Genomic DNA, 24142 nt, shown 5'->3' with positions numbered 1-24142 from the left:
ATTAACCGACTGCCCCTTCTAAGCTTATACCTAATAATTTAGTGGCTTCCACCGCAAATTCCATAGGTAATTCTTTTAAAACTTGCTTACAAAATCCATTCACGATCATAGAAACCGCATCTTCTGTATCGATACCGCGTTGCTGGCAATAAAACAATTGCTCTTCACTAATTTTTGAAGTAGTGGCCTCATGCTCTACTTGTGCCGTTGGATTTTTGACTTCTATATAAGGAAAAGTATGCGCTGAACATTGACTACCCATTAACATGGAGTCGCATTGGGTATAATTACGCGCATTAGTGGCTGTTGGTGCGATGCGTACCAATCCTCGATAAGCATTATGCGCACGCCCGGCACTGATCCCTTTCGAAATAATTGTTGAGCGCGTATTTTTCCCTAAATGAATCATTTTCGTACCTGTGTCGGCTTGCTGAAAATTATTGGTTAAGGCAACAGAATAAAACTCGCCAACAGAATCATCACCTTGCAAAATCACACTGGGGTATTTCCAGGTAATGGCCGAACCTGTTTCAATTTGTGTCCAGGAAATTTTGGATTTCTTACCTCGACAAGCCCCTCGCTTGGTCACAAAATTGTATATCCCCCCTTTACCTTCTTTATCACCAGGATACCAGTTTTGTACCGTTGAATATTTTATTTGAGCCCCATCTAACGCAATTAATTCAACGACTGCGGCATGCAATTGATTTTCATCTCGCATCGGAGCGGTACATCCTTCCAGGTAGGACACATAACTGTCAACATCAGCAATAATCAGTGTTCTCTCAAATTGCCCGGTAGAAGCGGCATTGATCCTGAAATAGGTCGATAGCTCCATGGGACATCGGACACCTTTAGGGACATAAACAAATGATCCATCACTAAACACAGCAGAGTTCAAAGCCGCATAAAAATTATCCCTGTAAGGAACAACTGAGCCTAGATATTTCTTAACCAAATCCGGATATTGATGTACTGCTTCAGATAATGGGCAAAAAATTACTCCTTTTTCAGCTAATTTCGCTTTAAAAGTAGTCGCAACTGAAACACTATCAAACACCGCATCAACAGCAACACCTGCCAGCATTTCCTGTTCCCTTAAAGGGATACCTAGTTTCTCATAGGTTTTTAACAATTCAGGATCAACTTCATCCAGACTTTTGGGTGCATCTTTTTTACTTTTAGGTGCGGAATAATAGGAAATTGATTGATAATCAATTGGAGGATAGTGCACACTTGACCATTCAGGATGAGGCATAGTGAGCCAGTGCTGAAATGCTTTCAACCGCCACTCGAGCAAAAACTCAGGTTCACCTTTTATTGCAGACAAACGACGAATGACATCCTCATCCAATCCAGGAGGAAAAGTTTCAACTTCTATGTCGGTTATAAAACCATGTTGATATTCTCTATCGAGCAGAGAATTTAGTTGCTCACTGCTTTTAGCCACGATTTACTCCACTTGCTAATTGCCGAACTCGCTCAACATCCCTTGTTGGAAGAGTTGGTTTTGCCAATGCCTCCAAACTGACACTATCAAGAGCAGTTTCTATCGCATGGCTTATTAATCGCCAATTTCCCTGAATGGTACATACTCCCTGTAGAAAACAATCATTAGGTTGCATACTGCATTCTGTGAAACCTCTGTGCTCTTCCAAAGCAAATATGATTTGAGACACAGAAATTTCAGTCGCTGGTCTTTGCAGTCTATATCCTCCGGATACACCACGAACCGAAGTTAACAACCCCGCACTAGTCAGGCGTTTTAGTATTTTACTAACAGTAGGTACCGTTAAATGCGTATGTAAAGCAATATCTCGCGCATTGCATAATTCCTGCGAATGCTTGGCTAAATAAACCATTACAACTGTTCCATAATCGGCCAATTTACTGACGCGCAGCATAACACCCCCTACTCGAATAATCTAGTACCAAATAAGTCTTATTTTCAGATAGAGGAAAAGAATATCTTATTAAGAACAAGGATTATACAATTGCTTACTGATTCAATAACACCTGATCCTCTAAATGAGCTTTTCTGGCACAATCATCCAAAGCAAAATTCTATTACCTTATTATAAATATAGTACTAATTTGGTTCTATATCCGATAAAAGACAGATTTTACCTTATTGATAAGGAAATAAGCAAATAAAATCTTCTATTCTATCCTGGCAATTTCATGCGTTTTAATATTTTTTACAATAGGTTAGTAATAAACAGAATGGGCTTATCAATAATTCATATGTCTATAATGAGCCCTGGATTTAATATAGAATACTCTTGATAAACAGAAACAAACCCATAAAAATAGGCTATTCAATTATTTGCTTTCAGGAGCCAGGATGACTCACGATACTGAACTAAGCGAACTGATGCAGGCTGTAGCTAAAAAAAGCCTGCAGATTATGACCGATTTCAAAGAAAAACCCATTCCGCTTTCATCGCTGGTTAGTCAATACATCGATCTCACGGAGCATTTCCAAAATTTGATTGCCGTCATTCTAAAAAATCCTGAAAAAGTATGGCAAATGCAGTTGAATTACCTAGAAGATGCCTTAAGTCTGGCTCAAGCACAATTTAATTATTGGCTTGAAGGAAAACCACTGCCTATTAACGATCAGCGTTTTAATGGGGAAGATTGGATAAATAATCCTTTTTTTAACTTGCTAAGCCAACATTATCTTTTGGCAAATGAGCATATGAATTCATTGCTGGAAAATATGGAATACGGTGACGAGAATCTGGCAAAAAGAGTACGTTTTTTCACCCGGCAATATCTTGATGCTTTATCCCCAGCTAACTTTATTCACACAAATCCTCAGCTCATGGCAGAAACATTACAAAGCCATGGCAAAAACCTATTACGTGGATTACATAATTTGCTGTCCGATGTTGAAGCAGGATCTTCCAGATTAATCATTAAAATGACTGATACGGAAGCATTTAAAATCGGTGAGAATCTGGCTACAACGCCTGGTAAAGTCATATTTCGCAATTCCATGATGGAGTTAATCCAATATTGCCCCAGAACAATAAAAGTAAAATCCATACCTTTACTTATAATTCCTCCCTGGATTAATAAATACTACATTTTAGACTTAAGCCCGCATAATTCATTAATACGCTGGTTGGTCGAACAAGGGACTACTGTTTTTATTATCTCCTGGGTCAATCCTGACAAAACGTATGCCAATAAAAGTTTCTATGATTATTTAAATGAAGGCCCCAAAGAAGCCATTTCAGTAATTCAAAAACAATTGCGTGTTAAACAAGTCAATACGCTGGGATTCTGTATAGGCGGGACACTTCTGGCTTCTCTTTTAGCCTACAATAAGGCAACCAAGGATCTTTCCATTCGCAGTGCAACCTTTTTAGCGGCAATGATTGATTTCAGTGATCCTGGAGACATCGCTGTTTTTATTGATGAGCAGCAGATTAATAAACTTGAAGAAGAAATGAAATCCAAAGGTTATCTGGCCGGGAAATTTATGGCATCCAGCTTTAATTCCCTAAGAGCAAATGACCTGATATGGTCATTTTTCATCAAAAATTACCTGCGCGGGAAAAACCCTGTTCCCTTTGACATACTCTATTGGAATGCTGATTCAACGAATATGCCCGCAACCATGCACTCTCAATATTTACGTTGGATGTATTTGCATAATGACTTGATAAAACCTGGAAAAATTCGCCTTAATCATACCCCTATTGACGTAACAAATATCGACATACCCACTTTCTTTCTGTCTACTCAAAAAGATCATATCGCTCCCTGGAAAACAACATATAAAGGATTTGAATTAATGAAGGGGCCAAAACGTTTTGTTTTAGGTGGATCTGGCCATATTGCAGGAATTATCAATCCGCCAACTCAGCAAAAATATGGTTATAGAACTAATAACAGCATGGATTTATCTGCTGAGCAATGGTTTGAAAAATCCATAGAACACTCCGGTTCATGGTGGCCAGAATGGTTAAATTGGCTTAAATTGCATTCCGGAAGACTCATCAATTCCCCTGATATCAATCACTTGCCATTCGCACCTATAATGGATGCCCCAGGGAGTTATGTACTAAAAAAATAATATTTTGAACTCAATAAGCATACATTAAAACATAAAAGGAGTTGTATTGTGAGAAAAAAAAACAGGATACTTTTGGCAAGTTTATTCTCGCTAGGCAGCCTGAATGCCCTTGCTTCTCAAGATTTGACCGTTGTTAATACGTCAGATGATCTGGGATATGTGACAATAGGATCCTATTCTTGTGAATTGACTTCCAGTTGTGTTATTCCCCCTGATAATGCGATTCGTATTAACTCCGATATCGTAGAAGCAGCTTGCGCAAATACTCCTGCTGATTGTGAAATTGTTTTTGGGGTTGACAGTCTAAAAGCAAGAATCGCGACCGGAAGCTTTAATTTGAATGAGGGGATACAATACATCGCTCAATCTCGTTGGTTGAATTATTCTGCTAAGCGTTTATCCAAAACCGTGGCTGAAATCTATAAAAGATAATTCGATTTATTCCCTGCTGATGTCCTGGTTGAAGCACACAGCAATAACCAGGATAAGGTGCATTGACATGGATTGATTAAGATAAATCATAAACACAGGGATCTGATTTTCTCCACCAGCTCTCTGTTCTTGCCAAAATCAGAATACCCCATGGTGGCACTTGAAATAACATTCCCATCCGCATGGATGCATAACCAATCAACAAAATGGAAAAAGGGGCTTTGTCTATACCCCACCAGAAAGGATGCCTCCTGTTTCTGGATTTTCAATTCCGGGATCTTGCGTTCAATGCATGCTACCAATTGAGGCATACTCTCAACCTTCAAAGGAGCAATATAGTGAGAATCCGATTCATTAACCAAACTACTTACCCAGTTTGGCTTATCATCAGGCAATCGCCCCCCAACTAACCCCTTTGGCATTTCTCGAAAGTTGATTTGAGGAAATAAATACAAAATGATAATAAGTGTTAAAATAAGGGCTAATACTATGCATATCAATTTCATTTATACTGTTTCCATGGTTTCTTTCTGTTTTAAAAATTGCTTTTCAAGCGTTACATAATCAATTTTTCCTGAAGGCAGGACAGGAATTTGGCATGCCGGATAAATCATATGAGGAACTAGCAATTCTGATTGCCCTCTCTCCTTAACCTTTTTTATAAATGATACTTTATCTGCATACTCTGCTTCAGTAAATAAGAAAATTTGCTCCCCCTTTCTTGGGGATTTTTGAACAACAGCGGCATTTAATAATTCAGGCCAAATTGAAGCTGCAATTCCTTCCACCGCTGTAAGAGATACCATTTCACCAGCAATCTTGGCAAAACGTTTGGCGCGGCCTGCTATAGTAATGAATCCATCCGCATTCACGGTGACTATATCTCCGGTATCATGCCAACCCTCTTTGGGTTCTATAATTACTCCAGGTTTATCCTCATCAAGATAACCTAACATGATATTGGGTCCGCGTAATTTTAAACGCCCGCCTTGTACAATTCCCTCTACTGGTTCTACTTTGAAATCCATAAAAGGTAAAATCATCCCGACACTGCCTGGTACTGATGCCAACGGACAATTAAGCGATATGACTGGCGATGCCTCAGTAGCACCATAGCCTTCATAAATTCTTGTCCCAAACGATTCGCTCCAGTGTCTAATGGTTTCCGGTTTCACTTTCTCGGCGCCAGCAAAGATATAGCGGACACTGTTGAAATCATGTTTGCCCGCGGCCCTTGCATAACCCGTTAAAAAAGTATCTGTGCCAAACAAAATAGTAGCCCCTGTTTGATAAACCAATCCAGGAATTACCTTATAATGAAGGGGGGAAGGATAGAAAAAACAATTCAAACCATTAACCAAAGGAAGCACACTTCCTGCTGTAAGGCCAAAACAATGGAATATAGGCAAGGAATTAAATAAAACATCTCGTGGAGTAAAGTCGACTCTGGAAGTCATTTGCCAACAATTAGCCAATATATTGGCATGACTAAGAGCAACTCCTTTAGGTTTTCCCTCAGAACCAGAGGTAAACAGGATTATTCCTGTTGCATCAGGGGATATTTTGTCACCAAGAAAACGGTAACTTAGAGTGGGAAAGAAACCTTTGAATACCCCGGAGAGCTTATTACCTAAATGAATGGTTAATTTAAAATCTTCTAAATAATGAATTCTTATACCTGCCTGTTGTAACTCCTCTACCAAAGGTTCTAATCTGGCAGTTTCTATGAATTGTCTTGCGGTATAAATTGATTGAATTCTTGCTGTATTACAAGCTGAATATAAGTTATAAAAGCCCATGCTAAAATTCAACATGGCAGGTATTCGTCTATAAGCTTGTAACGCAAAAAAAGTAACCATGCCAGCTATAGTAGTAGGCATCATTACTCCAACAGTTTCACCTACAGCCGTTTGTTTTTTAATTTGACGTCCCAGAATAAAACAACGAGCAAGGAACTGTCTATAAGTTAAAGGCGTACGATTATTGTCTTCTATTTTATTTTTGTTTTTAGTGCCTATGCTCACTCCTTCAATTAAAGCAGAAAATAAAACATAGGGCTTAAAACTATTGGCAAATGACAAATCACTTATTAGTTGAAATAAACGTAAACTCATAGCTTCTCTAGCTACACCAGTATTGTCAGCTTGACCAAATTTTTGAGCAGGTAATATATGAAGAGTAATTTTCGGAAAAAACCGTATTCGATGTTTATTTTTGCTATTAGAAAAAATACTGTGCTCCGCCCCTTCAATCCGAACAGGGATTACCTCAGCACCTGTCTTTTGAAGTACCAATCCAGCCCCTTCAAATACCTTTAAGTTATCCTCTTGCTGTCTTAATAACCCCTGTGGAAAGAGAAGACAACGCTTGCCAGCCTGTATTGCCCTTATTAAAATTCTTGTGGCTTGAGCGCTACCAGGATCAACTACTATGACATCAGTAAAAAGCAATAACATTTTTACCCATATTTTTTTAAACATATTAGGGTGTAAAGCTAATGTTAATCGTTCGGGTAAAAATACAGAAAGGAGTAATACATCAATTATAGAAGTCCTGTTGGCAATAATGACAGAATGGGTATTGGGTTGATATTGTCCTTTAACCTCTATTCGAAACCATTTCACCAGAAAAATTTTTATCCATGCTCTGGCTAGCTGTTTTTGTTTTCCCTTCCAGGTCAAATTTTCCTCATTTGTTTTTGTCATCATGTCGCATCAGTTATCTTTGTATTGCCTTTTATTCTGCAAGATTTACAACGATTTGAATAGACAGATTTATGAATCATGTTGATTTCATTTAAAAAATTTAAGTGAAAAGCAATATCTGTTTTTATGATAATTTACTCGGAATATTGAGAGAAAGCTTGCGAGTCCTTAATTCCTGTAATAAAGTGAAGGGCATCTTAACTTTAACACAAAAAACCATTAAGACATTTTTCTTCATTTTAGCCATATTAGTTTTAATTATTTTCGCAGTGGTCTTTCATCATCATTCGTTAGAGATCATTGATTATATAGACGATCTGGGTTGGCTTGCACCTGTTCTTTTCCTGATAACCTACTGTCTCGCGACCTTGTTGCTTTTGCCAACGATGGTATTAACTCTCGCTGGAGGAGCTGTGTTTGGACCTGTATTTGGTACCTTGCTTAATTTATTGGGAGCTACCAGTGGTGCTGCGTTCGCGTTCCTAATAACAAGACATCTGGTTTACGATTGGTTCTCAACCAAAAAGGGTGAAAAACTAAATAAATTGATTGCCGGAGTAGATGAAAAAGGATGGGTTTTTGTGGCTTTCTTGCGATTGTTTCCAATAGTCCCTTTTAATCTGGTCAATTATGGATTGGGAGTTACTGGAATATCATTTCGCCTTTATTTGCTAACTACTTTTGTTTTTCTAATCCCTGCAGAAATTATTTATACCTATTTCGGCTATGCCGGAATGGATGCTCTGACACAGCCAGGACATTTTTATAGAAATGGTGGAATTTTTCTCGCTGGATTAGCGATTTTCTTCTTGCTTGTTATCAGAATAATGAAAAAAAAGTAATCGTCTTTTTTTCAATTAATAGAGATTTACCAAGATTCATTCTGATTTAATAAAAAGATCAATTTATCTATAACTGGATGATTGACTTCAAAAATAATGCTATCCAAAGAGAGCACCCTTCTGATACCCTGCAAACTATTAGTTAAAAAAACAGCATCAGCGTCCTCAATCCTTTTTTTCGTTAATGATATTTCTTGCACTGAAATTTTGTGTTGCTGACAAAGAGAAATGAGGCGTGACCTGGTAATGCCTGGCAAGATACCATCCTCTATTCGAGGGGTATACAGAATGTTATTTTCAATCAAGAATAAATTGGCACAAGTTGTTTCAGTAACATGATTCTCTGTGTTAAAAAATAAGGCATCATCTGCCCCAACTGCAATCGCCTGACGTTGAGCAATAATTGCCTCTAAATAATTCACTGATTTTAATTGATACAGTGGATTAGCCTTATCTCTTAGCCAATTCATACTGATTAACCGAACAGGATGCTTTTGTATTGAATAATTAAAAGTCTGAAATATTAATTGGCTGACTTGTCCTCGTTCTGCCAAACCTCTGGAAGCAGGACCACCACTCAAAATGGCTTTAATCCCGCCATGGTATAAGTTATCTTTTTGGATTTTTTGAATAAGATGCTCAAACCAATCCTCAAATGAAATTTCAAAAGGCATACCCAATTGACGAGCCGAATTCCCCATTCTCTCCCAATGCATATAAGCAAAGGAAGGCTTGGAACTATTGACTCTAATTGTTTCAAATAATCCCTCACCTAAAAAAATTCGATCATCAATTCCAAATGACGGCGTCATGTCTCCTTTTTCTTCAATAACACGAGTAGGCATTATGATCTCATAATTAATAATCTACAAAATCATCCAACTCATCTCGCAATCGCTTTTCCTCCAACATATTTTCCAGTCGCCTGCGCGCATCCAAACTGACGCCGGGAGCTTCTATAATTTCAGTATCCATTTCAACATCATCAAAATCGTCGACAACTTCAATTACTTCTTCTTCATCTTCTTCAAACAAGTCACTCATAACATTCCCTCAAAGAATTAAAAGTAACATTAAATAATCGCTTAAATGGAACAAGATTCCAGGACGGCTATATACCTTATTTTTAATTTTTTGCATAGTATTTTTTAATTATTTTATGTTATAAACTTATCACATCGTGCATTTACAATCAGCTAATGCATAAAACAAGATATTGATACCTGGAAACACTTGAACTTTAAGCCCAATCCATCTAATAATAAAAAAGAATATTAGCGATACTAAATCATGTCAGACCAATATAAAGTTGCTCTAAGAAATACCATAAAACAGGTAAGAGCCAAGCTTTCTGTATCCTACAGAACCTCCTCTTCCAATCAAATTTGTACTCGTATCCGTTCGCTGGAACAATACAGGCAAGCAAAGCGAATAGCCTTGTACTTTGCAACTAATGGCGAAGTTGATTTAACGCCTCTGTGGAAAAGCGCACCTCTTCAGGGTAAATATTGTTATTTCCCGGTATTAAATAAAGATTCTACTCTTTCATTTTTACCGGCTACTCCCAACACTTCATTTAAAATGAACAAGTATGATATCCCTGAACCTGATGTCGATATTGCATTGGCCTTACCCGTTGTCGAGTTAGATTTGATTATCATGCCACTGGTTGCTTTCGATGCCTACTGTACCCGCTTGGGAATGGGGGCAGGATATTATGATCGTACCTTGGCTAATAAATCAAAAGCGCATCTCTTAGGAGTCGCCTATCAATTTCAAAGAGTTGATTATATTGAATCACGTCCTTGGGATGTCCCCCTGGATGCCGTAATTACTCAAAAAGCTATTTATTGGCGAAACCCCTTGGCCTAAAATACATTCTAGAGAGCGTCTGTACCAACTTCCCCTGTTCTAACCCTTACTACCTGTTCCAGGGCATAAACAAAAATCTTGCCATCACCAATTTTACCAGTATAGGCGGACTTGCAAATAGCCTCTATCGCTGCTTCAACCATATTATCTGGCAATGCCAGTTCAATTTTAATTTTAGGGAGGAAGTCTACCACGTACTCCGCACCTCGATATAATTCGGTATGACCTTTTTGACGCCCAAATCCTCGTGTTTCAGATATGGTAATTCCCGGCACTCCTATTTCCATTAAAGCTTCATGTACATCATCAAGTTTAAATGGTTTGATAATTGCTGTGATCATTTTCATATTTTTTCCATCACGTTAAATGCAGAGCCACCCATGATATTTGTAACTCGCAATTTTTATGTTATTGCTTTTCAAGACACCTTGGGTATAGTTGTAATCCAACAGTTTTGCTAGACTGTATTCAAAAATAATCTGGAGCCATTATGTTCGACCCCAAGCAATTTGATGAATTAGCCAATAAGCTTTTCGCTACTTTACCTACGAGTCTACAAAATTTTGAAAAAGACATTCAACAAAAATTTAAAGAAGTACTGCAATCAACATTCAGCCGAATGGATCTTGTTACCCGTGAAGAATTTGATGTGCAATGTAAAGTACTTGCCAGAACTCGAGAAAAATTGGAGCAATTGCAGCACCAGCTTGAGGACTTCATTAAACGGCAAGAAATTAAAAAATAATAAATAATAACTATTAGTCGTACATAAGAAATTTGGCCGACTTAAGTCCAACATAATAAGGAAAAAATTTTATGAATCTCGCATTTACCAAAACGCGAAGTACTATCGGTATTGTCGCTCAACCAGTATCTGTCGAAGTCCATTTATCAAATGGCTTGCCAAGTTTTACTATGGTCGGACTTGCTGAAACTGCAGTGAAAGAAAGTAAAGACAGAGTGCGCAGCGCTATTATAAATAGCCAATTCGAATTTCCATGTCGTAAGATTACTGTTAATCTTGGTCCTGCCAATTTACCTAAAACGGGAAGTGGCTTTGACTTGCCTATTGCACTAGGAATACTCGCAGCATCAGAACAAATTCCTCTCACTAACCTCGCAAATCACGAATTTATTGGAGAGTTGGCTTTAAGTGGGGAGCTTAGAGGAGTTTCTGCCATTATACCTGCTGTTCTTGCGGCTCATAAAGACAATCAACATCTGATTATAGCGAATGCCAATGCCGCCGAAGCTTCTTTAACCGGACATCCAAAAGTCTTTACTGCCAATAACTTACGCGAAGTTTGTGACTATCTATGCCAAGGTACTCCTTTACAGAGCTTACCCTCCAAACCAGATCTTTTATTAAATAATCATGAATTGGATTGGTCTGATATTAAGGGACAACATCATGCCAAAAATGCTATGGTCATTGCTGCCTGTGGGGGACACAGTATTCTGCTAAGTGGCGCACCTGGCAGTGGAAAAACGATGATGGCAAAAAGATTTAGTACCTTGCTACCCGAACTTTCCGAAACGCAAGCTCTTGAATGTGCAGCTATTAATTCAATTCGAGGCAAATTACCTGATTTCAGGGAATGGCGTTTGCCTCCTTTTCGTGCACCACATCATACTGCTTCACCTATCTCATTAGTCGGAGGAGGTAACCCGCCGAAACCTGGTGAAATTTCATTAGCCCATCACGGCGTATTATTTTTAGATGAATTACCTGAATTTAACCGGCAGGTACTGGAGACACTTAGAGAACCTTTGGAGTCAGGGCATATTTGCATTTCGAGGGCAGCTGCACAAATAGAGTTCCCCGCAAAATTTCAATTAATTGCGGCAATGAATCCTTGTCCTTGTGGCCAATGGGGTAATTCTCAAGCCAATTGTTTATGTACTCCTGATAGAATCAGCCGCTATTTGGCAAAACTTTCTGCTCCACTATTGGACAGAATCGATATGCAGGTTACAATTCACGCATTATCTCAAGAGGAGTTAATTAAACCCAATATCCATTCAGAAAAACAAAGTCCTGCTATTAGAGAAAAAGTAACAAGGATGCATGAAATACAAATGGCACGACAAGGTAGTCTCAATGCCAATTTAAATTCCAAAACATGCGAAATGGTTTGTGAACTGGGATCTGAAGAACAACTGTTTCTTAGAGACGTGATGAGTAAACTAAAACTGTCGGCCCGTGGTTATCATCGCTTACTAAAAGTAGGGAGAACCATTGCTGATATTAATGAATGTAATAAAGTCAGGCTAAGACACTTGCAACAGGCGTTATCCTATAAACAAATCTTGCATTTGCCCAAATAAAATTTCTTCTCAAATGATTGAATATAAAAAACAATTTAGTATTAATCACATACACTGAAAATTGTCCTATAATTATACATAAATATAAATTACGGGGCCATTATGAGAAGCATACGATTCTTGTTTCATTGCATGATATTAATGTTACCATGGCAATTTGCAACAGCTAATAGACCTACAGATAATGCGTTAGCGATTATAAAATCATGTTACGATGAATCAGTAAACCTTAGTAATGACTTTACTCCATGCGTTACCAAGAAGCTCAAGGCTATGCCTAATGCAGAGGATTTTCAATTAATCATGAATTTTAAAACTGACGAAAAAGGCACCAATGAGCGAATACCAGTCTTTATGGTCGATAAAACAGGATATATGTATTACTGCATAGTAACCACAGGACAAACTTTAATAATAAATGCCTGTGCCGGAGAACAGGGAAAACCACTGACGCAAGGCCAAATTTTATCCATAGACCTACCTTAATAGACCTACCTGAAATAATTTTGATGTTCCATGGCTCTTACACACAATAGTTAACCGTGAGGTCTTTTAATTTTTAATACAGATAAAATGCGTTATCAAACGGAAAAAATACTACTCTGGAAATACATCTATACAAACTTATCAACTCAAGAGAGACAGGCTTAAATTAAAAATTTAAAAAATTATTATCCAACATATCCAACAAGGACCTATAATTAATCATATAAATTAAATAAAATACACTATATGCAGATAGCAAGACTAATCTATTTACTATTCTTAGTATTTTATCCATGGCAATCCACAATGGCAGATCAATATACAGATACCGCCTTATCGCTGTTATCACAATGCTATGATGCATCGGATGAAATTAATTCAAATATTACTCATTGCTTTAATGAAAAACTAAATAAAATCCCTAATCCTTTAAATTATAAAATTAGCGTCCATGCTACGAAAACAAAAAAAGCTGACCATGGGAAAATAACAGTCTTTATGATAAACAATAAAGGAGTCATGCTTTATTGCATCGGCACCGCAGGAGAAAAACTAAAAATAAATGCCTGTGCTTCCGATGTAGGAAAACCACTTACTCCAGAGCAAGAATTGTCAATTGACGGTTTCTTTTAATCAACCACTAATAGACAAGAAACTAAAGAAGGATGATAACCGGATATAAAGACATTTAACTTCTTACCAGCAGCTCAATGATAGCCATTCTTGCATAAACACCGTTAGTAACCTGTTGTAAAATACAAGATTGTCTGCCATCAGCGACCTCGCTATCAATTTCCACCCCACGATTAATAGGGCCAGGATGCATGACCATAGCATCAGGTTTTGCATAAGATAGGCTTTTTTGAGTAAGAGCATAATTGTTTCTATAAAAATCCAAATCCAAATGATCATTTTCCAGCAAACGTTCTCTTTGAACTCGCAGACAAATTATCACATCTGCATCCGCCAGACCTTCTTTGAGATTATCAGTTACACGTCCAAAGTGTATTTGTGATGGTTGCCAAATCTCTGGAGAAATCAAAACCAACTCACCGACCCCTAATTTACTGCAAATGCATTGGAAAGAATTGGCAACACGTGAATGTTTAATATTTCCCAAAACAGCAATTTTTAATTGATCTAATTGCGGTTTTTGTTCGATTATTGTCACCATATCCAGTATCGCTTGGCTTGGATGAGCATGAGTTCCATCACCAGCATTTATTATACGAACTGTATCGCCTAATTTATTGGCTAAATTTTGCTGCAGTCTGTCTTGCTTATGACGAATTACAAAATATTGGATACCCATAGCAGCCAGCGTTCTAATGGTATCCTCAATGGCTTCGCCTTTAGTTTCTGATGAAGTCTGAAGATCCAGATTCACTATAGACATTGACAGATGGCGTTCTGCTAACTCAAAGCTTATCCGGGTTCTGGTACTGTTTTCATAAAATAAATTAGCAATAATGCTTTGGGAATATGAAGGATATTGTTTTTTATGTTTAAAATATAAAGTTCGTTGCAATAAGGATTCAATTTGTTCAGATGACAATTGACTAATTTCAAGAAAATGCTTCATGTTCCCCCGCGAAATTTTATTTTCTGTCATAAAGAATAATATTCTTTGAGTTATTCCGATTGTTGCAACCACTGCTCTAGTATAACACAAGCTGCTATACTATCTACCTCGGCTTTTTTAATCTGGCGATATCCACCCTGCTCAAACAAATACCCTCTAGCCTCGACTGTTGAAAGTCGTTCATCGACTAAATGCACAGGTAAAGCAAACCGCTTGTGCAATTGTTTTGCAAAACGGCGAGCAGCTGATGTTGTATATAATTCACGGTCATCAATACAGGTAGGAAGACCTACAATTAAAGCTTGTGGATTCCATTGGGTTATCACTTTTTGAATGGCATTCCAATCAGGGATTCCTGCTTTGGCTTCAATAGTAGATAAAGGAGAGGCGCTACAAGTTAGCCGCTGTCCTACAGCGACTCCTATGCGTTTATACCCGAAATCAAAACCTAAATACACACCTCTAGGCATGGCCAGCATCGGAAGAGAGTTGGTTCATTTTGATACCCAGTGTTAATCCCGCATATTCCCAACGGTCTTCAAAGGGAACTTCATAAAGAATTTCAGATTTATAAGGGCAAACTAACCACGTATTACTCATAATTTCTCTTTCCAATTGCTGCTCTGTCCAGGCAGCATAACCTAAAGTGATTAATACATCTTTAGGTCCTTCGTCATAAGCTATGGCACGAATGATATCATTTGAGGTAGTAACCGTCACCTCATCTTGCAAAAACAAACTGGAGCGCCAACCGCCCATTTGTTTATGAATAACAAATCCTCTTTCTGGTTGTACTGGTCCGCCAAACAATAAAGGCAATCCATTTTTTTCTACTCGAATTGGTTCGATTTGCAATTGCTCAAAAACAATAGATAACGGAAACTGCAAAGGTCTGTTAATAATTAAACCCACTGACCCCTGCTCATTATGTTCGCACAAATAGACCACTGACCTTTCAAAATTTGGATCCTTTAAGGAGGGCATGGCAATCAATAGGTGATTGGCTAGTGAACTGATAATTGCCATAAGAAGTTCCCCCCAAAATTCTCTCCGTTCACTTTAATTATATACCATTAATGACTTTAGTTTTGTCATTTTGCATTTAATTAAATCAAATCTGTCGCGAGTATGTTTCTGCAATACTGAAATATCATGATACTCATGGCTTACAGATGCTTATGAAACGCTTTGCCATGATTTTATTTGGTCTCTCCAGAAGGGATGGATTTGACAACTGATACCTTGATATACAAAGTTGAATTTTGAGAAAAAGGTCTTCCAGCTGTATAAGAAGTAGAAGAAGAATCGGTATTTTGTACCCCTTCTGCTGTACCTAGTGGAACCCATTTATTCAATGGCGCCATGATCGTAGTATCTATTTGTTGATTATCGAATTGTTGATCACTCTCAACATTTTCCTGTTCTCGCACTCTCCTCACTGTCAATTTGACCTGTGAACCTTGCAAAACAGGATGTACTAATAAACCGTTTTGAATATTATGTTGCTCATAAGACACCCCGGTGGCTAAAAGACCAACACCAACTGAAGTGACTACTGGCACTTGTTCACCGGTGGCAATAAAAGCGGATTCTCCGCTCATGACTTTAACAGATTGACTGCGCTGCACTTCATATTGTGGTTGTGTGCTATAAACGACATCATTTCCATCTTGTGAGCTCAGCCATTCGGGATCCCCTTGATAAACAGTAATGTTAAAAACAACAGGCGGGACATCTATTTTATGTAATACATTTCTGATTTGCGTTAAAGTTTGGGGGCTCACATTAACTATTAATGTCTGACCTGAACCACTTACTTTCTCATCTGTCTGCAATAATGGTTGGATTAACTGAATGACCTTATCTGCTTGCAAATAATTCAATTCGATAACCTTGGTTATCATCTGCTGGGAAAAAGCGTTGCCAGAGATTAATAATATCACTAATAGCCATCGCTTAATCATAGAAACACTCCTGTTGTTCCAGTTGAATTATAAAATTCTTTATTGAATTGTAGCACTAATCGATGGACTCACAAGATTACAAATAGACACCCCTTTAATTCCTAATCTGTATTCACTATAGATAATTAGTAGTTTTGTTCCTCAAAAAGTTTAGGTATAATCCTCTAAATCTGTTATCCGAGATCAAAAATTATGGGTAGTATATTTAATATGTTCGGGCCATCTCCAATAAAGCCCATTGAACAACACATACGTAAAGCACATCAGTGTGCCAAGCAATTGTACCCTTTTTTTGAAGCGGTGCTCAAAAATGATTGGGATACTGCAAACAAGATCAAAGATAAAATCATAACAATTGAAAAAGAAGCAGATCTAATTAAACGTGATTTGCGTCTTCATCTGCCTACTGGCTTATTTTTACCAGTAGCCCGCACAGATATATTAGAACTGCTCAGTGCTCAAGATAGAATTGCCAATAAAGCTGAAGATATAGCTGGTTTAATTATAAGCAGGCAAATGAGCATACCTAAAAAATTAATTCCATCTTTTATGCCTTTTTTAAGCCGATGTCTTGATGCCTCTAAACAAGCCTGCACAGCGATTAATGAATTAGATGAATTGCTTGAAACCGGGTTCAGAGGCAGCGAAGTCAAAATCGTTGAAGAAATGATAGTAAAATTAGACGAAATCGAACATGACTGTGATGAAAGACTGGCAGACATTAGGCACAAAATCTTTGAATTAGAAAAGGAACTCCCCGCTATAGATGTAATTTTTCTATACAAACTGGTCCAATGGATTGGCGAATTGGCTGACCATGCCCAGACAGTTGGTGGTCGACTTCAAATTCTTATTGCCCGGTAGTTATCACTCATGGATTATTCAATTTACCTACTTTTTGCTGCTCTCATTCTTTGTTTTCTTATGACCTGGGGAGTCGGTGCCAATGATTTGGCTAATGTCATGAGCACCACTATGGGCTCAAAGGCAGTAACCGTCCGTCAAGCCATGCTTATCGCCATTATTTTCGAATTTGCAGGTGCTTTTTTAGGAGGTGAAGGGGTCACTGAAACCATGCGTGATGGAATTATCAATACCAGTCAATTGTCTAATGAACCTTTAATCCTCATCGAAGGCATGTTATGCGTTTTGTTCGCCTGCACAATATGGATGAATCTTGCAAGTTATCTGGGAGTCCCTGTTTCAATAACCAACGCATTAGTAGGTTCCATGGTTGGTTTTGGCACTATAGTCTTGGGTCCTGACGCCATACATTGGAACCAGGTAGCTCGAATCGCTATTGGATGGGTTTCATCTCCTTTGATTTCAGGAATTACGGCCTACGCTTTGTTTATTAGTATACAGCAAACCATATTTGTAAAAAGTAACCCGTTGACCAAAGCCAAGCTATATATCCCTATTTATCTTTTTTTAATTGGTTTTATCTTATCTTTTATCACTGTATTTAAAGGGCTTAACCATTTTGATATTCACTTGAATTTAAAACAGGATTTGGCAGTGACTCTGGCCACCAGTATAATAATTACTATTCTAGGAATGATCTTTATTAAACGCATTCCTGAATATCATAAAATAAGACGTAGGGAACGATTTATTCAGGTAGAAAAGTATTTCGCTGTGCTGATGGCAATGACGGCATGTGCCATGGCTTTCGCCCACGGCTCCAACGATGTTGCCCTAGCAGTTGGCCCATTAAGTATTGTTCACAGCCTGGTCATGCATTCCAATCAAATATTTGATGCGGATAATTACCCTTCCTGGATTATTTTATTAGGCTGCGTCGGAGTAGTAACTGGTTTCCTCATGTATGGAAGAAAAGTCATTGAAACCGTAGGAAGTTCTATCACTGCTTTAACACCCAGCCGAGCTTTTGCTGCAACACTTTCTGCAGCAACTACCGTAGTTGTTGCAACCAGCACTGGAATTCCTGTTTCGGCAACTCAAACACTGGTTGGTGCCGTTCTGGGCGTAGGTTTGGCAAGAGGTATCGGCGCTTTAAATCTCATTGTAATCCGTAATATCTTTATGTCCTGGGTTCTGACATTACCTGCAGCCTCAATGCTAACGATTTTATCCTATAAACTTTTACATGCTTTGCTGGGATAATCCCAAAAAACCAATACCTAAAAAGGCCATGTCAATTCAACTCCAACTATAAAATAAGAAAGTTAATTGGATAAGATTTGGAGCCAAAGTTTCAGACCAACCAGGGGGCTTTTCTTAGTTGCATCACAGAGCAGGTTTTACTGAGCGAATCAACACTGGTATAGCCAGGTTGCTTTGCCTTAGCTTGAGAATTTGCGTAGTAGGGATTGTTAAATTTGGGAAGCTTAAAACCCTTCCCAAATTTCACTTTGATCGACTTTATAATCTTTATCGTCTCTCATTTTGAATAAACGCTCATGCTTATTAATTTCATGCAATTGTGATGCTGACTTTTTATGTGTTGCATCAAACTCATATAAAAACTTATCGTAAGGACTGACATAAGCTTTATTTATATCATCTGTATTCATACTCAATCCAAAATAACTTTATTTAAAAAATATATTTTATCGTTTTTTTATCTAAGTTACCATTAATCTTCTTTCAAGTAAGATAATAGGCTATATTATGAATTTAAAAAAGGCAGAATTACACGTACATTTAGAAGGAACTATTTCCCCTGACCTAGCCAAAAAACTAGCAAAAAGGAACCATTTAACGCTCCCTGATGGTCTTATTGCAACTGATGAGAAAAGTTACTTATCAAAAAATTTTCTCGATTTCCTTAAGGTGTATGATACGTTGGCATCCGTAATTAAAAATCCACAAGATTATTATGATATTACCTTTGATTATCTTAAATCAAATGCTCAAGAACACGCTATCTATATTGAAATGATGTACTCCCCGGATCATGCCGAGCAATCCAGTGGAATTCCTTCAAAGGAACATTTAGCTGCAATCCAACAGGCTATTGATGATGCCAAAAGCCAATTTGATATTGTTGGGCGCATCATTATTACCGCAGTACGCCATTTTGGTGTAGAAGCATGCGAACGCGTTGCAAAACAAGCTTCTATAGATAAATTTCCCTGTGTAACAGGATTTGGATTAGGTGGAGATGAAGCAAAATTTCCCCCACAATTATTTGCCAAAGCTTATCAGATAGCAGCAGACTCCGGATTGGAATGCACCGTTCATGCTGGCGAATTTGATTCAGCCAAAGGAATGGAAGCAGCAATGAAAACTCTGCCAATTAAAAGAATTGGACATGGGGTTCGAGTGATTGACTCGCCTGACATCATGGCCATGGTTAAAGACCAAGGCATTGCATTGGAAGTGTGCCCAACCAGTAACATATTTTTGGGATTATTCAAAGACATGAATAGCCACCCTTTTCCAAAGCTTTATGAAGAAGGAATTAAAGTCAGCATTAACTCTGATGATCCTCCTTTTATGTGCACGACACTTGCTCAAGAGTACAAAAGAGTGCAAAAAGCTTATGGGTATAGCAACGACACAATGAATAATATTACCCGTATGGCTATTGAGACTGCTTTTGTTGATGAAAAAACAAGGAAGGAACTTTTATTAAAATTAGAGCAATAATCTCACTATTATATTTCTATTGTCAGTACTAATACCTTGCTGACTTGAGGCTATCACGCTACTGTTATATTTGCGCAAGTTGGTGTTTGATACACGACTTCAACACCAACCAGCACTAAAACAATCCAGTTGAAGTTGCAAAATATTTTAGATTTTTATAAAACTCATTTTTATCTCTTGGTAGACCAAGTACGACCTGCTACTATTATTTTATTTTCCTATTAATTGACCATGAAAACAAAACATTTTGACCTTATAGTTCTTGGAGGAGGGAGTGGCGGAATAGCCAGTGCTGTTCGTGCTGCGCAGTATGGAGCCAAAGTGGCTGTTATTGAGCAAAGCCACTTGGGAGGAACCTGCGTTAATTTAGGATGTGTCCCTAAAAAAATCATGTACAATGCTTCAGCCATTGCAGAAACACTCCATAAATCCACTGATTATGGTTTCTTTCTGGAAAACAATGCCAAGTTAGATTGGAAACGACTAGTGAATAAACGCAATGCATATATTGAACGGTTGAGAGAAAATTATGCGAAACGATTTTCACAGCACAAAATTACTCTGATTCAAGGCAAAGGTATTTTCCACGATCAAAGTTCTATCACTATAGATCATACCATTTATCAAGCAGAACACATTATTATTTCAACTGGCGGTGAGCCAGCTCTACCAGCAATTAATGGTATTAAGCATGCCATTGATTCCGATGGTTTTTTTTCATTAACCAAATTACCCACTAAAGTAGCTGTTATTGGTAGCGGTTACATTGGTGTTGAATTAGCAGGGATCCTTAACTCGCTCGGTAGTGAAACTCACTTATTAATGAGAGGAACACGGCCACTGAGTCGATTTGATCACATGATTGGCGATACTTTAATGGAAATTATGCAAAAACAGGGAATCTATATTCACCAAAATCATAAAGCTCAAGGTATCCATCTCCACAGCGATGGCAGAAAAAGTATTTTGTGTCAAAGTGGCTCTATTATTGAAAATATTGATGTCATTATATCGGCTGTAGGTCGAAAACCACGAACTAGTAATTTAAATCTTGATAAAATAAAAGTTAACATGGATGACAAAGGATTAATCCTGGTTGATGCATTCCAAAACACCTCTGTTAAAGGTATTTATGCTATTGGCGATGTCACTAATGCTCCTGCATTAACTCCTGTTGCTATAGCCGCAGGGAGGCGTTTGGCAGATCGTATTTTCGGGAATCAACCTGATGCCTGCTTAAATTATGATAATATTTGCTCAGTCGTATTCTCTCATCCCCCATCAGGTTCTGTCGGTTTAACCGAGCATGAGGCCATTGAAAAATATGGTCAAAATAAAATTAAAATATATCAAACCCGTTTCATCCCTATGTATGATGCATTGAGTATTGATAAAACACCTACTGCGATGAAATTGGTTACCTTGGGTAAAAAAGAAAAGATTATTGGTTTACATGTCGTCGGATACAGCGCGGATGAAATGTTACAAGGTTTTGGGGTCGCCATAAAAATGGGCGCATGTAAAAAAGACTTCGATAATACAATAGCAATTCATCCAACCAGCGCTGAAGAATTTGTAACTATGGTGTAAATAAACATGAGCTATTCCATTCGTAAATTTGAAAACAAGTATCCTAAATTAGGTGAACGAGTTTACATTGATCCGCAATCCACTGTTATTGGTAACGTTACCTTGGGAGATGATGTCTCTGTATGGCCTATGGCTGTTATCCGTGGTGATGTCAATTACATTCAAATAGGCCACTCCTGCAGCATTCAAGATGGGGCTGTGTTGCATGTCACTCATGATGGTCCTTATACTCCAGGCGGTAGGCCATTAATTTTAGGGCAAGGAATCACAGTAGGCCACAAAGCAGTATTACATGCCTGTACTATCGATGATTACTGTTTAATTGGCATGGGCTCTATAATTTTAGACTCAGCACACATAGAGAAACATGTCATGATTGCTGCAGGAAGCATTGTACCACCAGGAAAAATACTCAAAAGTGGATATTTGTATTTGGGAAGCCCGACTAAAGCCATCAGAAAATTGACTGCAAAAGAGATAGAACAAATTGAATATTCTGCAGGGCACTATATAAGATTAAAAGATAAATATCTTACATATTAGGTAAGCACCTACTCATTTTTTCTTACATGCATATTACTTTTTATAAATTAAAAACAAGAAACTGAGCCATTTAAACTCAATTTCAGATTTAAAGAGCAAATTAAGTAACGTGCATTTGAAGTACAAAAGGTTATGTAATATAAAAAAAAGCGGCGTGGAAGCCGCTATAAGGAATAAAACCCTGGCGATGACCTACTTTCACATGAGGAAGCCTCACACTATCATTGGCGCGGAAATGTTTCACTTCTGAGTTCGAGATGGTATCAGGTGGTTCCAAATCGCTATAGTCGCCAGGAAAACTGGTTTACCTGGGGCTTTGAGTTGTATTGTCAAGCCACAGGTTTGGTAAAGAGTCAGAGTTTACACGATACGTTGTACGTATTCAAATCAATGTCACATTTTATTCTGAAGTCACTCAGATTATATGGTCAAGACAATCAGCCAATTAGTACAAGTTAGCTTCACGCATTACTGCGCTTCCACACCTTGCCTATCAACGTCGTAGTCTTCAACGGGCTTCATGGGAAAACTCATCTTGAGGGAGGCTTCCCGCTTAGATGCTTTCAGCGGTTATCCCGTCCGAACTTAGCTACCCGGCCATGCCACTGGCGTGACAACCGGTGCACCAGAGGTTCGTCCACTCCGGTCCTCTCGTACTAGGAGCAGCTCCTCTCAATTTTCCTACGCCCACGGCAGATAGGGACCGAACTGTCTCACGACGTTCTAAACCCAGCTCGCGTACCACTTTAAATGGCGAACAGCCATACCCTTGGGACCTGCTTCAGCCCCAGGATGTGATGAGCCGACATCGAGGTGCCAAACACCGCCGTCGATATGAACTCTTGGGCGGTATCAGCCTGTTATCCCCGGAGTACCTTTTATCCGTTGAGCGATGGCCCTTCCATTCAGAACCACCGGATCACTAAGACCAACTTTCGTTCCTGCTCGAGCCGTCACTCTCGCAGTCAAGCACCCTTTTGCCTTTACACTCTTGGTACGATGTCCGACCGTACCGAGGGTACCTTTGTGCTCCTCCGTTACTCTTTGGGAGGAGACCGCCCCAGTCAAACTACCCATCATACACTGTCCTCATCCAGGATTACTGGACCAAGTTAGAACCTCAATAACAACAGGGTGGTATTTCAAGGTCGGCTCCATGAGAACTAGCGTCCTCACTTCACAGCCTCCCACCTATCCTACACAGTCATCATCAAAGTCCAGTGCAAAACTATAGTAAAGGTTCACGGGGTCTTTCCGTCTAGCCGCGGGTACACTGCATCTTCACAGCGATTTCAATTTCACTGAGTCTCGGGTGGAGACAGTGTGGCCATCGTTACGCCATTCGTGCAGGTCGGAACTTACCCGACAAGGAATTTCGCTACCTTAGGACCGTTATAGTTACGGCCGCCGTTTACCGGGGCTTCGATCAAGAGCTTCTCCGAAGATAACCCCATCAATTAACCTTCCGGCACCGGGCAGGCGTCACACCCTATACGTCTTCTTACGAATTTGCAGAGTGCTGTGTTTTTAATAAACAGTCGCAGCCACCTGGTCTCTGCGGCCCTCTCCAGCTCTGAAAGTAAATCCCATCACCAGAAAGGGCGTACCTTCTCCCGAAGTTACGGTACCATTTTGCCTAGTTCCTTCACCCGAGTTCTCTCAAGCGCCTTAGTATTCTCTACCTGTCCACCTGTGTCGGTTTGCGGTACGGTTCTCTATAAGTTATGGCTAGCAGCTTTTCCTGGAAGCCGGGCATCAATGACTTCTCTGTACCAAAAGGTCAGAACCACTTCGCACCTCAGAGTTATGGAAAACCGGATTTGCCAAGTCTTCCCCCCTACATGCAAGTACCAGGACAACCAACGCCTGGCTCACCTAGCCTTCTTCGTCCCCACTTCACCACTTATAAAAAGTCCAGGAATATTAACCTGGTTCCCATCGACTACGCTCTTCAGCCTCGCCTTAGGGGCCGACTCACCCTGCTCCGATTAACGTCGTGCAGGAAACCTGGGACTTCCGGCGTGTGGGCTTTTCACCCACATTATCGTTACTCATGTCAGCATTCGCACTTCTGATACCTCCAGCACACCTCTCAA

Annotated in this window: 25 protein-coding genes and 2 rRNA genes (1 of these 27 cut by a window edge); 13 read left to right on the top strand and 14 right to left on the bottom strand. The window is 38.9% G+C overall.

Translation table 11 applies throughout. The features are described from left to right. Position 1: 1 nt before the first annotated feature. Both sufB and OQJ02_RS03005 read right to left on the bottom strand, forming a co-directional pair. Positions 2 to 1450, bottom strand: coding sequence for a Fe-S cluster assembly protein SufB (gene sufB, locus OQJ02_RS03010; protein WP_265717808.1), 1449 nt, complete (start codon positions 1448 to 1450; stop codon positions 2 to 4). Next, the gene (locus tag OQJ02_RS03005) at positions 1443 to 1904 is read right to left on the bottom strand and encodes an SUF system Fe-S cluster assembly regulator (RefSeq protein ID WP_027228414.1); all 462 of its coding nucleotides are present in this window, start codon (positions 1902 to 1904) and stop codon (positions 1443 to 1445) included. The genes sufB and OQJ02_RS03005 overlap by 8 nt, the downstream gene beginning before the upstream one ends. A 440-nt stretch (positions 1905 to 2344) precedes the next feature. Here OQJ02_RS03005 and OQJ02_RS03000 point away from each other — a divergent pair, with 440 nt between their 5' ends. Continuing rightward, complete coding sequence (locus OQJ02_RS03000; protein WP_265717807.1) at positions 2345 to 4087, top strand: PHA/PHB synthase family protein; 1743 nt, start codon at positions 2345 to 2347, stop codon at positions 4085 to 4087. Positions 4088 to 4135: 48 nt separating this feature from the next. Beyond that, positions 4136 to 4519, top strand: coding sequence for a hypothetical protein (locus OQJ02_RS02995; protein WP_265717806.1), 384 nt, complete (start codon positions 4136 to 4138; stop codon positions 4517 to 4519). 86 nt (positions 4520 to 4605) lie between these two features. On the opposite strand, the gene OQJ02_RS02990 is transcribed toward OQJ02_RS02995, so the two are convergent. Next, positions 4606 to 5025 carry a DUF1499 domain-containing protein gene (locus OQJ02_RS02990; protein WP_265717805.1) on the bottom strand — a complete coding sequence of 140 codons (420 nt, stop codon included), beginning with the start codon at positions 5023 to 5025 and terminating at the stop codon, positions 4606 to 4608. Beyond that, positions 5026 to 7227 carry an AMP-binding protein gene (locus tag OQJ02_RS02985; protein WP_265717804.1) on the bottom strand — a complete coding sequence of 734 codons (2202 nt, stop codon included), beginning with the start codon at positions 7225 to 7227 and terminating at the stop codon, positions 5026 to 5028. A gap of 155 nt (positions 7228 to 7382) precedes the next feature. On the opposite strand from OQJ02_RS02985, the gene OQJ02_RS02980 reads away from it, so the two are divergent. Next, entirely contained in the window at positions 7383 to 8066 is a 684-nt protein-coding gene (locus tag OQJ02_RS02980; RefSeq protein ID WP_322783402.1) for a TVP38/TMEM64 family protein, read from the top strand. Between the two features lie 26 nt (positions 8067 to 8092). On the opposite strand, the gene OQJ02_RS02975 is transcribed toward OQJ02_RS02980, so the two are convergent. Then, positions 8093 to 8911 (bottom strand): aminotransferase class IV, encoded by an 819-nt coding sequence (locus OQJ02_RS02975; protein WP_265717802.1) that lies wholly within the window; start codon positions 8909 to 8911, stop codon positions 8093 to 8095. Positions 8912 to 8924: 13 nt separating this feature from the next. Further along, positions 8925 to 9110, bottom strand: coding sequence for a PA3496 family putative envelope integrity protein (locus OQJ02_RS02970; protein ID WP_265717801.1), 186 nt, complete (start codon positions 9108 to 9110; stop codon positions 8925 to 8927). 246 nt (positions 9111 to 9356) lie between these two features. On the opposite strand from OQJ02_RS02970, the gene OQJ02_RS02965 reads away from it, so the two are divergent. Continuing rightward, a complete protein-coding gene (locus tag OQJ02_RS02965; protein ID WP_265717800.1) occupies positions 9357 to 9938 on the top strand; it encodes a 5-formyltetrahydrofolate cyclo-ligase in 582 nt (193 codons plus the stop codon). Positions 9939 to 9946: 8 nt separating this feature from the next. On the opposite strand, the gene OQJ02_RS02960 is transcribed toward OQJ02_RS02965, so the two are convergent. Then, a complete protein-coding gene (locus tag OQJ02_RS02960; RefSeq protein WP_011213200.1) occupies positions 9947 to 10285 on the bottom strand; it encodes a P-II family nitrogen regulator in 339 nt (112 codons plus the stop codon). Positions 10286 to 10428: 143 nt separating this feature from the next. Here OQJ02_RS02960 and ubiK point away from each other — a divergent pair, with 143 nt between their 5' ends. The 4 genes from ubiK to OQJ02_RS02940 all read left to right on the top strand — a co-directional run bounded on the left by ubiK (position 10429) and on the right by OQJ02_RS02940 (position 13385). After that, entirely contained in the window at positions 10429 to 10683 is a 255-nt protein-coding gene (gene ubiK / locus OQJ02_RS02955) for a ubiquinone biosynthesis accessory factor UbiK (RefSeq protein ID WP_011214812.1), read from the top strand. A 71-nt stretch (positions 10684 to 10754) separates the two neighbouring features. Further along, positions 10755 to 12266, top strand: coding sequence for a YifB family Mg chelatase-like AAA ATPase (locus OQJ02_RS02950; protein WP_265717799.1), 1512 nt, complete (start codon positions 10755 to 10757; stop codon positions 12264 to 12266). A gap of 102 nt (positions 12267 to 12368) precedes the next feature. Further along, positions 12369 to 12752, top strand: coding sequence for a hypothetical protein (locus tag OQJ02_RS02945; protein WP_265717798.1), 384 nt, complete (start codon positions 12369 to 12371; stop codon positions 12750 to 12752). A gap of 306 nt (positions 12753 to 13058) precedes the next feature. Further along, on the top strand, positions 13059 to 13385 hold the full coding sequence (locus tag OQJ02_RS02940) for a hypothetical protein (RefSeq protein WP_265717797.1): 327 nt from the start codon (positions 13059 to 13061) through the stop codon (positions 13383 to 13385). A 55-nt stretch (positions 13386 to 13440) separates the two neighbouring features. On the opposite strand, the gene OQJ02_RS02935 is transcribed toward OQJ02_RS02940, so the two are convergent. The 4 genes from OQJ02_RS02935 to OQJ02_RS02920 all read right to left on the bottom strand — a co-directional run bounded on the left by OQJ02_RS02935 (position 13441) and on the right by OQJ02_RS02920 (position 16298). Continuing rightward, positions 13441 to 14334, bottom strand: coding sequence for an aspartate carbamoyltransferase catalytic subunit (locus OQJ02_RS02935; protein WP_265717796.1), 894 nt, complete (start codon positions 14332 to 14334; stop codon positions 13441 to 13443). Between the two features lie 50 nt (positions 14335 to 14384). Continuing rightward, complete coding sequence (ruvX, locus tag OQJ02_RS02930; protein WP_265717795.1) at positions 14385 to 14804, bottom strand: Holliday junction resolvase RuvX; 420 nt, start codon at positions 14802 to 14804, stop codon at positions 14385 to 14387. Then, on the bottom strand, positions 14797 to 15360 hold the full coding sequence (locus tag OQJ02_RS02925; protein WP_265717794.1) for a YqgE/AlgH family protein: 564 nt from the start codon (positions 15358 to 15360) through the stop codon (positions 14797 to 14799). The genes ruvX and OQJ02_RS02925 overlap by 8 nt, the downstream gene beginning before the upstream one ends. Positions 15361 to 15533: 173 nt before the next feature. After that, on the bottom strand, positions 15534 to 16298 hold the full coding sequence (locus tag OQJ02_RS02920) for a type II/III secretion system protein (RefSeq protein ID WP_265717793.1): 765 nt from the start codon (positions 16296 to 16298) through the stop codon (positions 15534 to 15536). A gap of 192 nt (positions 16299 to 16490) precedes the next feature. Here OQJ02_RS02920 and OQJ02_RS02915 point away from each other — a divergent pair, with 192 nt between their 5' ends. Then, a complete protein-coding gene (locus tag OQJ02_RS02915; protein ID WP_265717792.1) occupies positions 16491 to 17162 on the top strand; it encodes a TIGR00153 family protein in 672 nt (223 codons plus the stop codon). A 9-nt stretch (positions 17163 to 17171) separates the two neighbouring features. Next, complete coding sequence (locus tag OQJ02_RS02910; RefSeq protein ID WP_011213192.1) at positions 17172 to 18425, top strand: inorganic phosphate transporter; 1254 nt, start codon at positions 17172 to 17174, stop codon at positions 18423 to 18425. A gap of 224 nt (positions 18426 to 18649) precedes the next feature. On the opposite strand, the gene OQJ02_RS02905 is transcribed toward OQJ02_RS02910, so the two are convergent. Then, the gene (locus tag OQJ02_RS02905; RefSeq protein WP_265717791.1) at positions 18650 to 18835 is read right to left on the bottom strand and encodes a CBU_0585 family protein; all 186 of its coding nucleotides are present in this window, start codon (positions 18833 to 18835) and stop codon (positions 18650 to 18652) included. 97 nt (positions 18836 to 18932) lie between these two features. Here OQJ02_RS02905 and OQJ02_RS02900 point away from each other — a divergent pair, with 97 nt between their 5' ends. The 3 genes from OQJ02_RS02900 (at position 18933) to OQJ02_RS02890 (ending at position 22046) form a co-directional block, all read left to right on the top strand. Further along, a complete protein-coding gene (locus tag OQJ02_RS02900) occupies positions 18933 to 19913 on the top strand; it encodes an adenosine deaminase (protein ID WP_265717790.1) in 981 nt (326 codons plus the stop codon). 231 nt (positions 19914 to 20144) lie between these two features. Beyond that, positions 20145 to 21503 carry a glutathione-disulfide reductase gene (gorA, locus tag OQJ02_RS02895; protein WP_265717789.1) on the top strand — a complete coding sequence of 453 codons (1359 nt, stop codon included), beginning with the start codon at positions 20145 to 20147 and terminating at the stop codon, positions 21501 to 21503. A gap of 6 nt (positions 21504 to 21509) precedes the next feature. Further along, on the top strand, positions 21510 to 22046 hold the full coding sequence (locus OQJ02_RS02890; RefSeq protein WP_265717788.1) for a gamma carbonic anhydrase family protein: 537 nt from the start codon (positions 21510 to 21512) through the stop codon (positions 22044 to 22046). 179 nt (positions 22047 to 22225) lie between these two features. On the opposite strand, the gene rrf is transcribed toward OQJ02_RS02890, so the two are convergent. Continuing rightward, positions 22226 to 22341, bottom strand: a 5S ribosomal RNA gene (rrf, locus tag OQJ02_RS02885). Between the two features lie 129 nt (positions 22342 to 22470). Next, positions 22471 to 24142, bottom strand: a 23S ribosomal RNA gene (locus OQJ02_RS02880) (it continues 1221 nt past the right edge of the window).

Origin of the sequence: Legionella sp. PATHC032 (genome assembly GCF_026191185.1) — a bacterium.
Lineage (GTDB): Bacteria > Pseudomonadota > Gammaproteobacteria > Legionellales > Legionellaceae > Legionella.
Note: the sequence above shows the minus strand (reverse complement) of the source record. Positions and strands in the feature narration are given on the sequence as shown.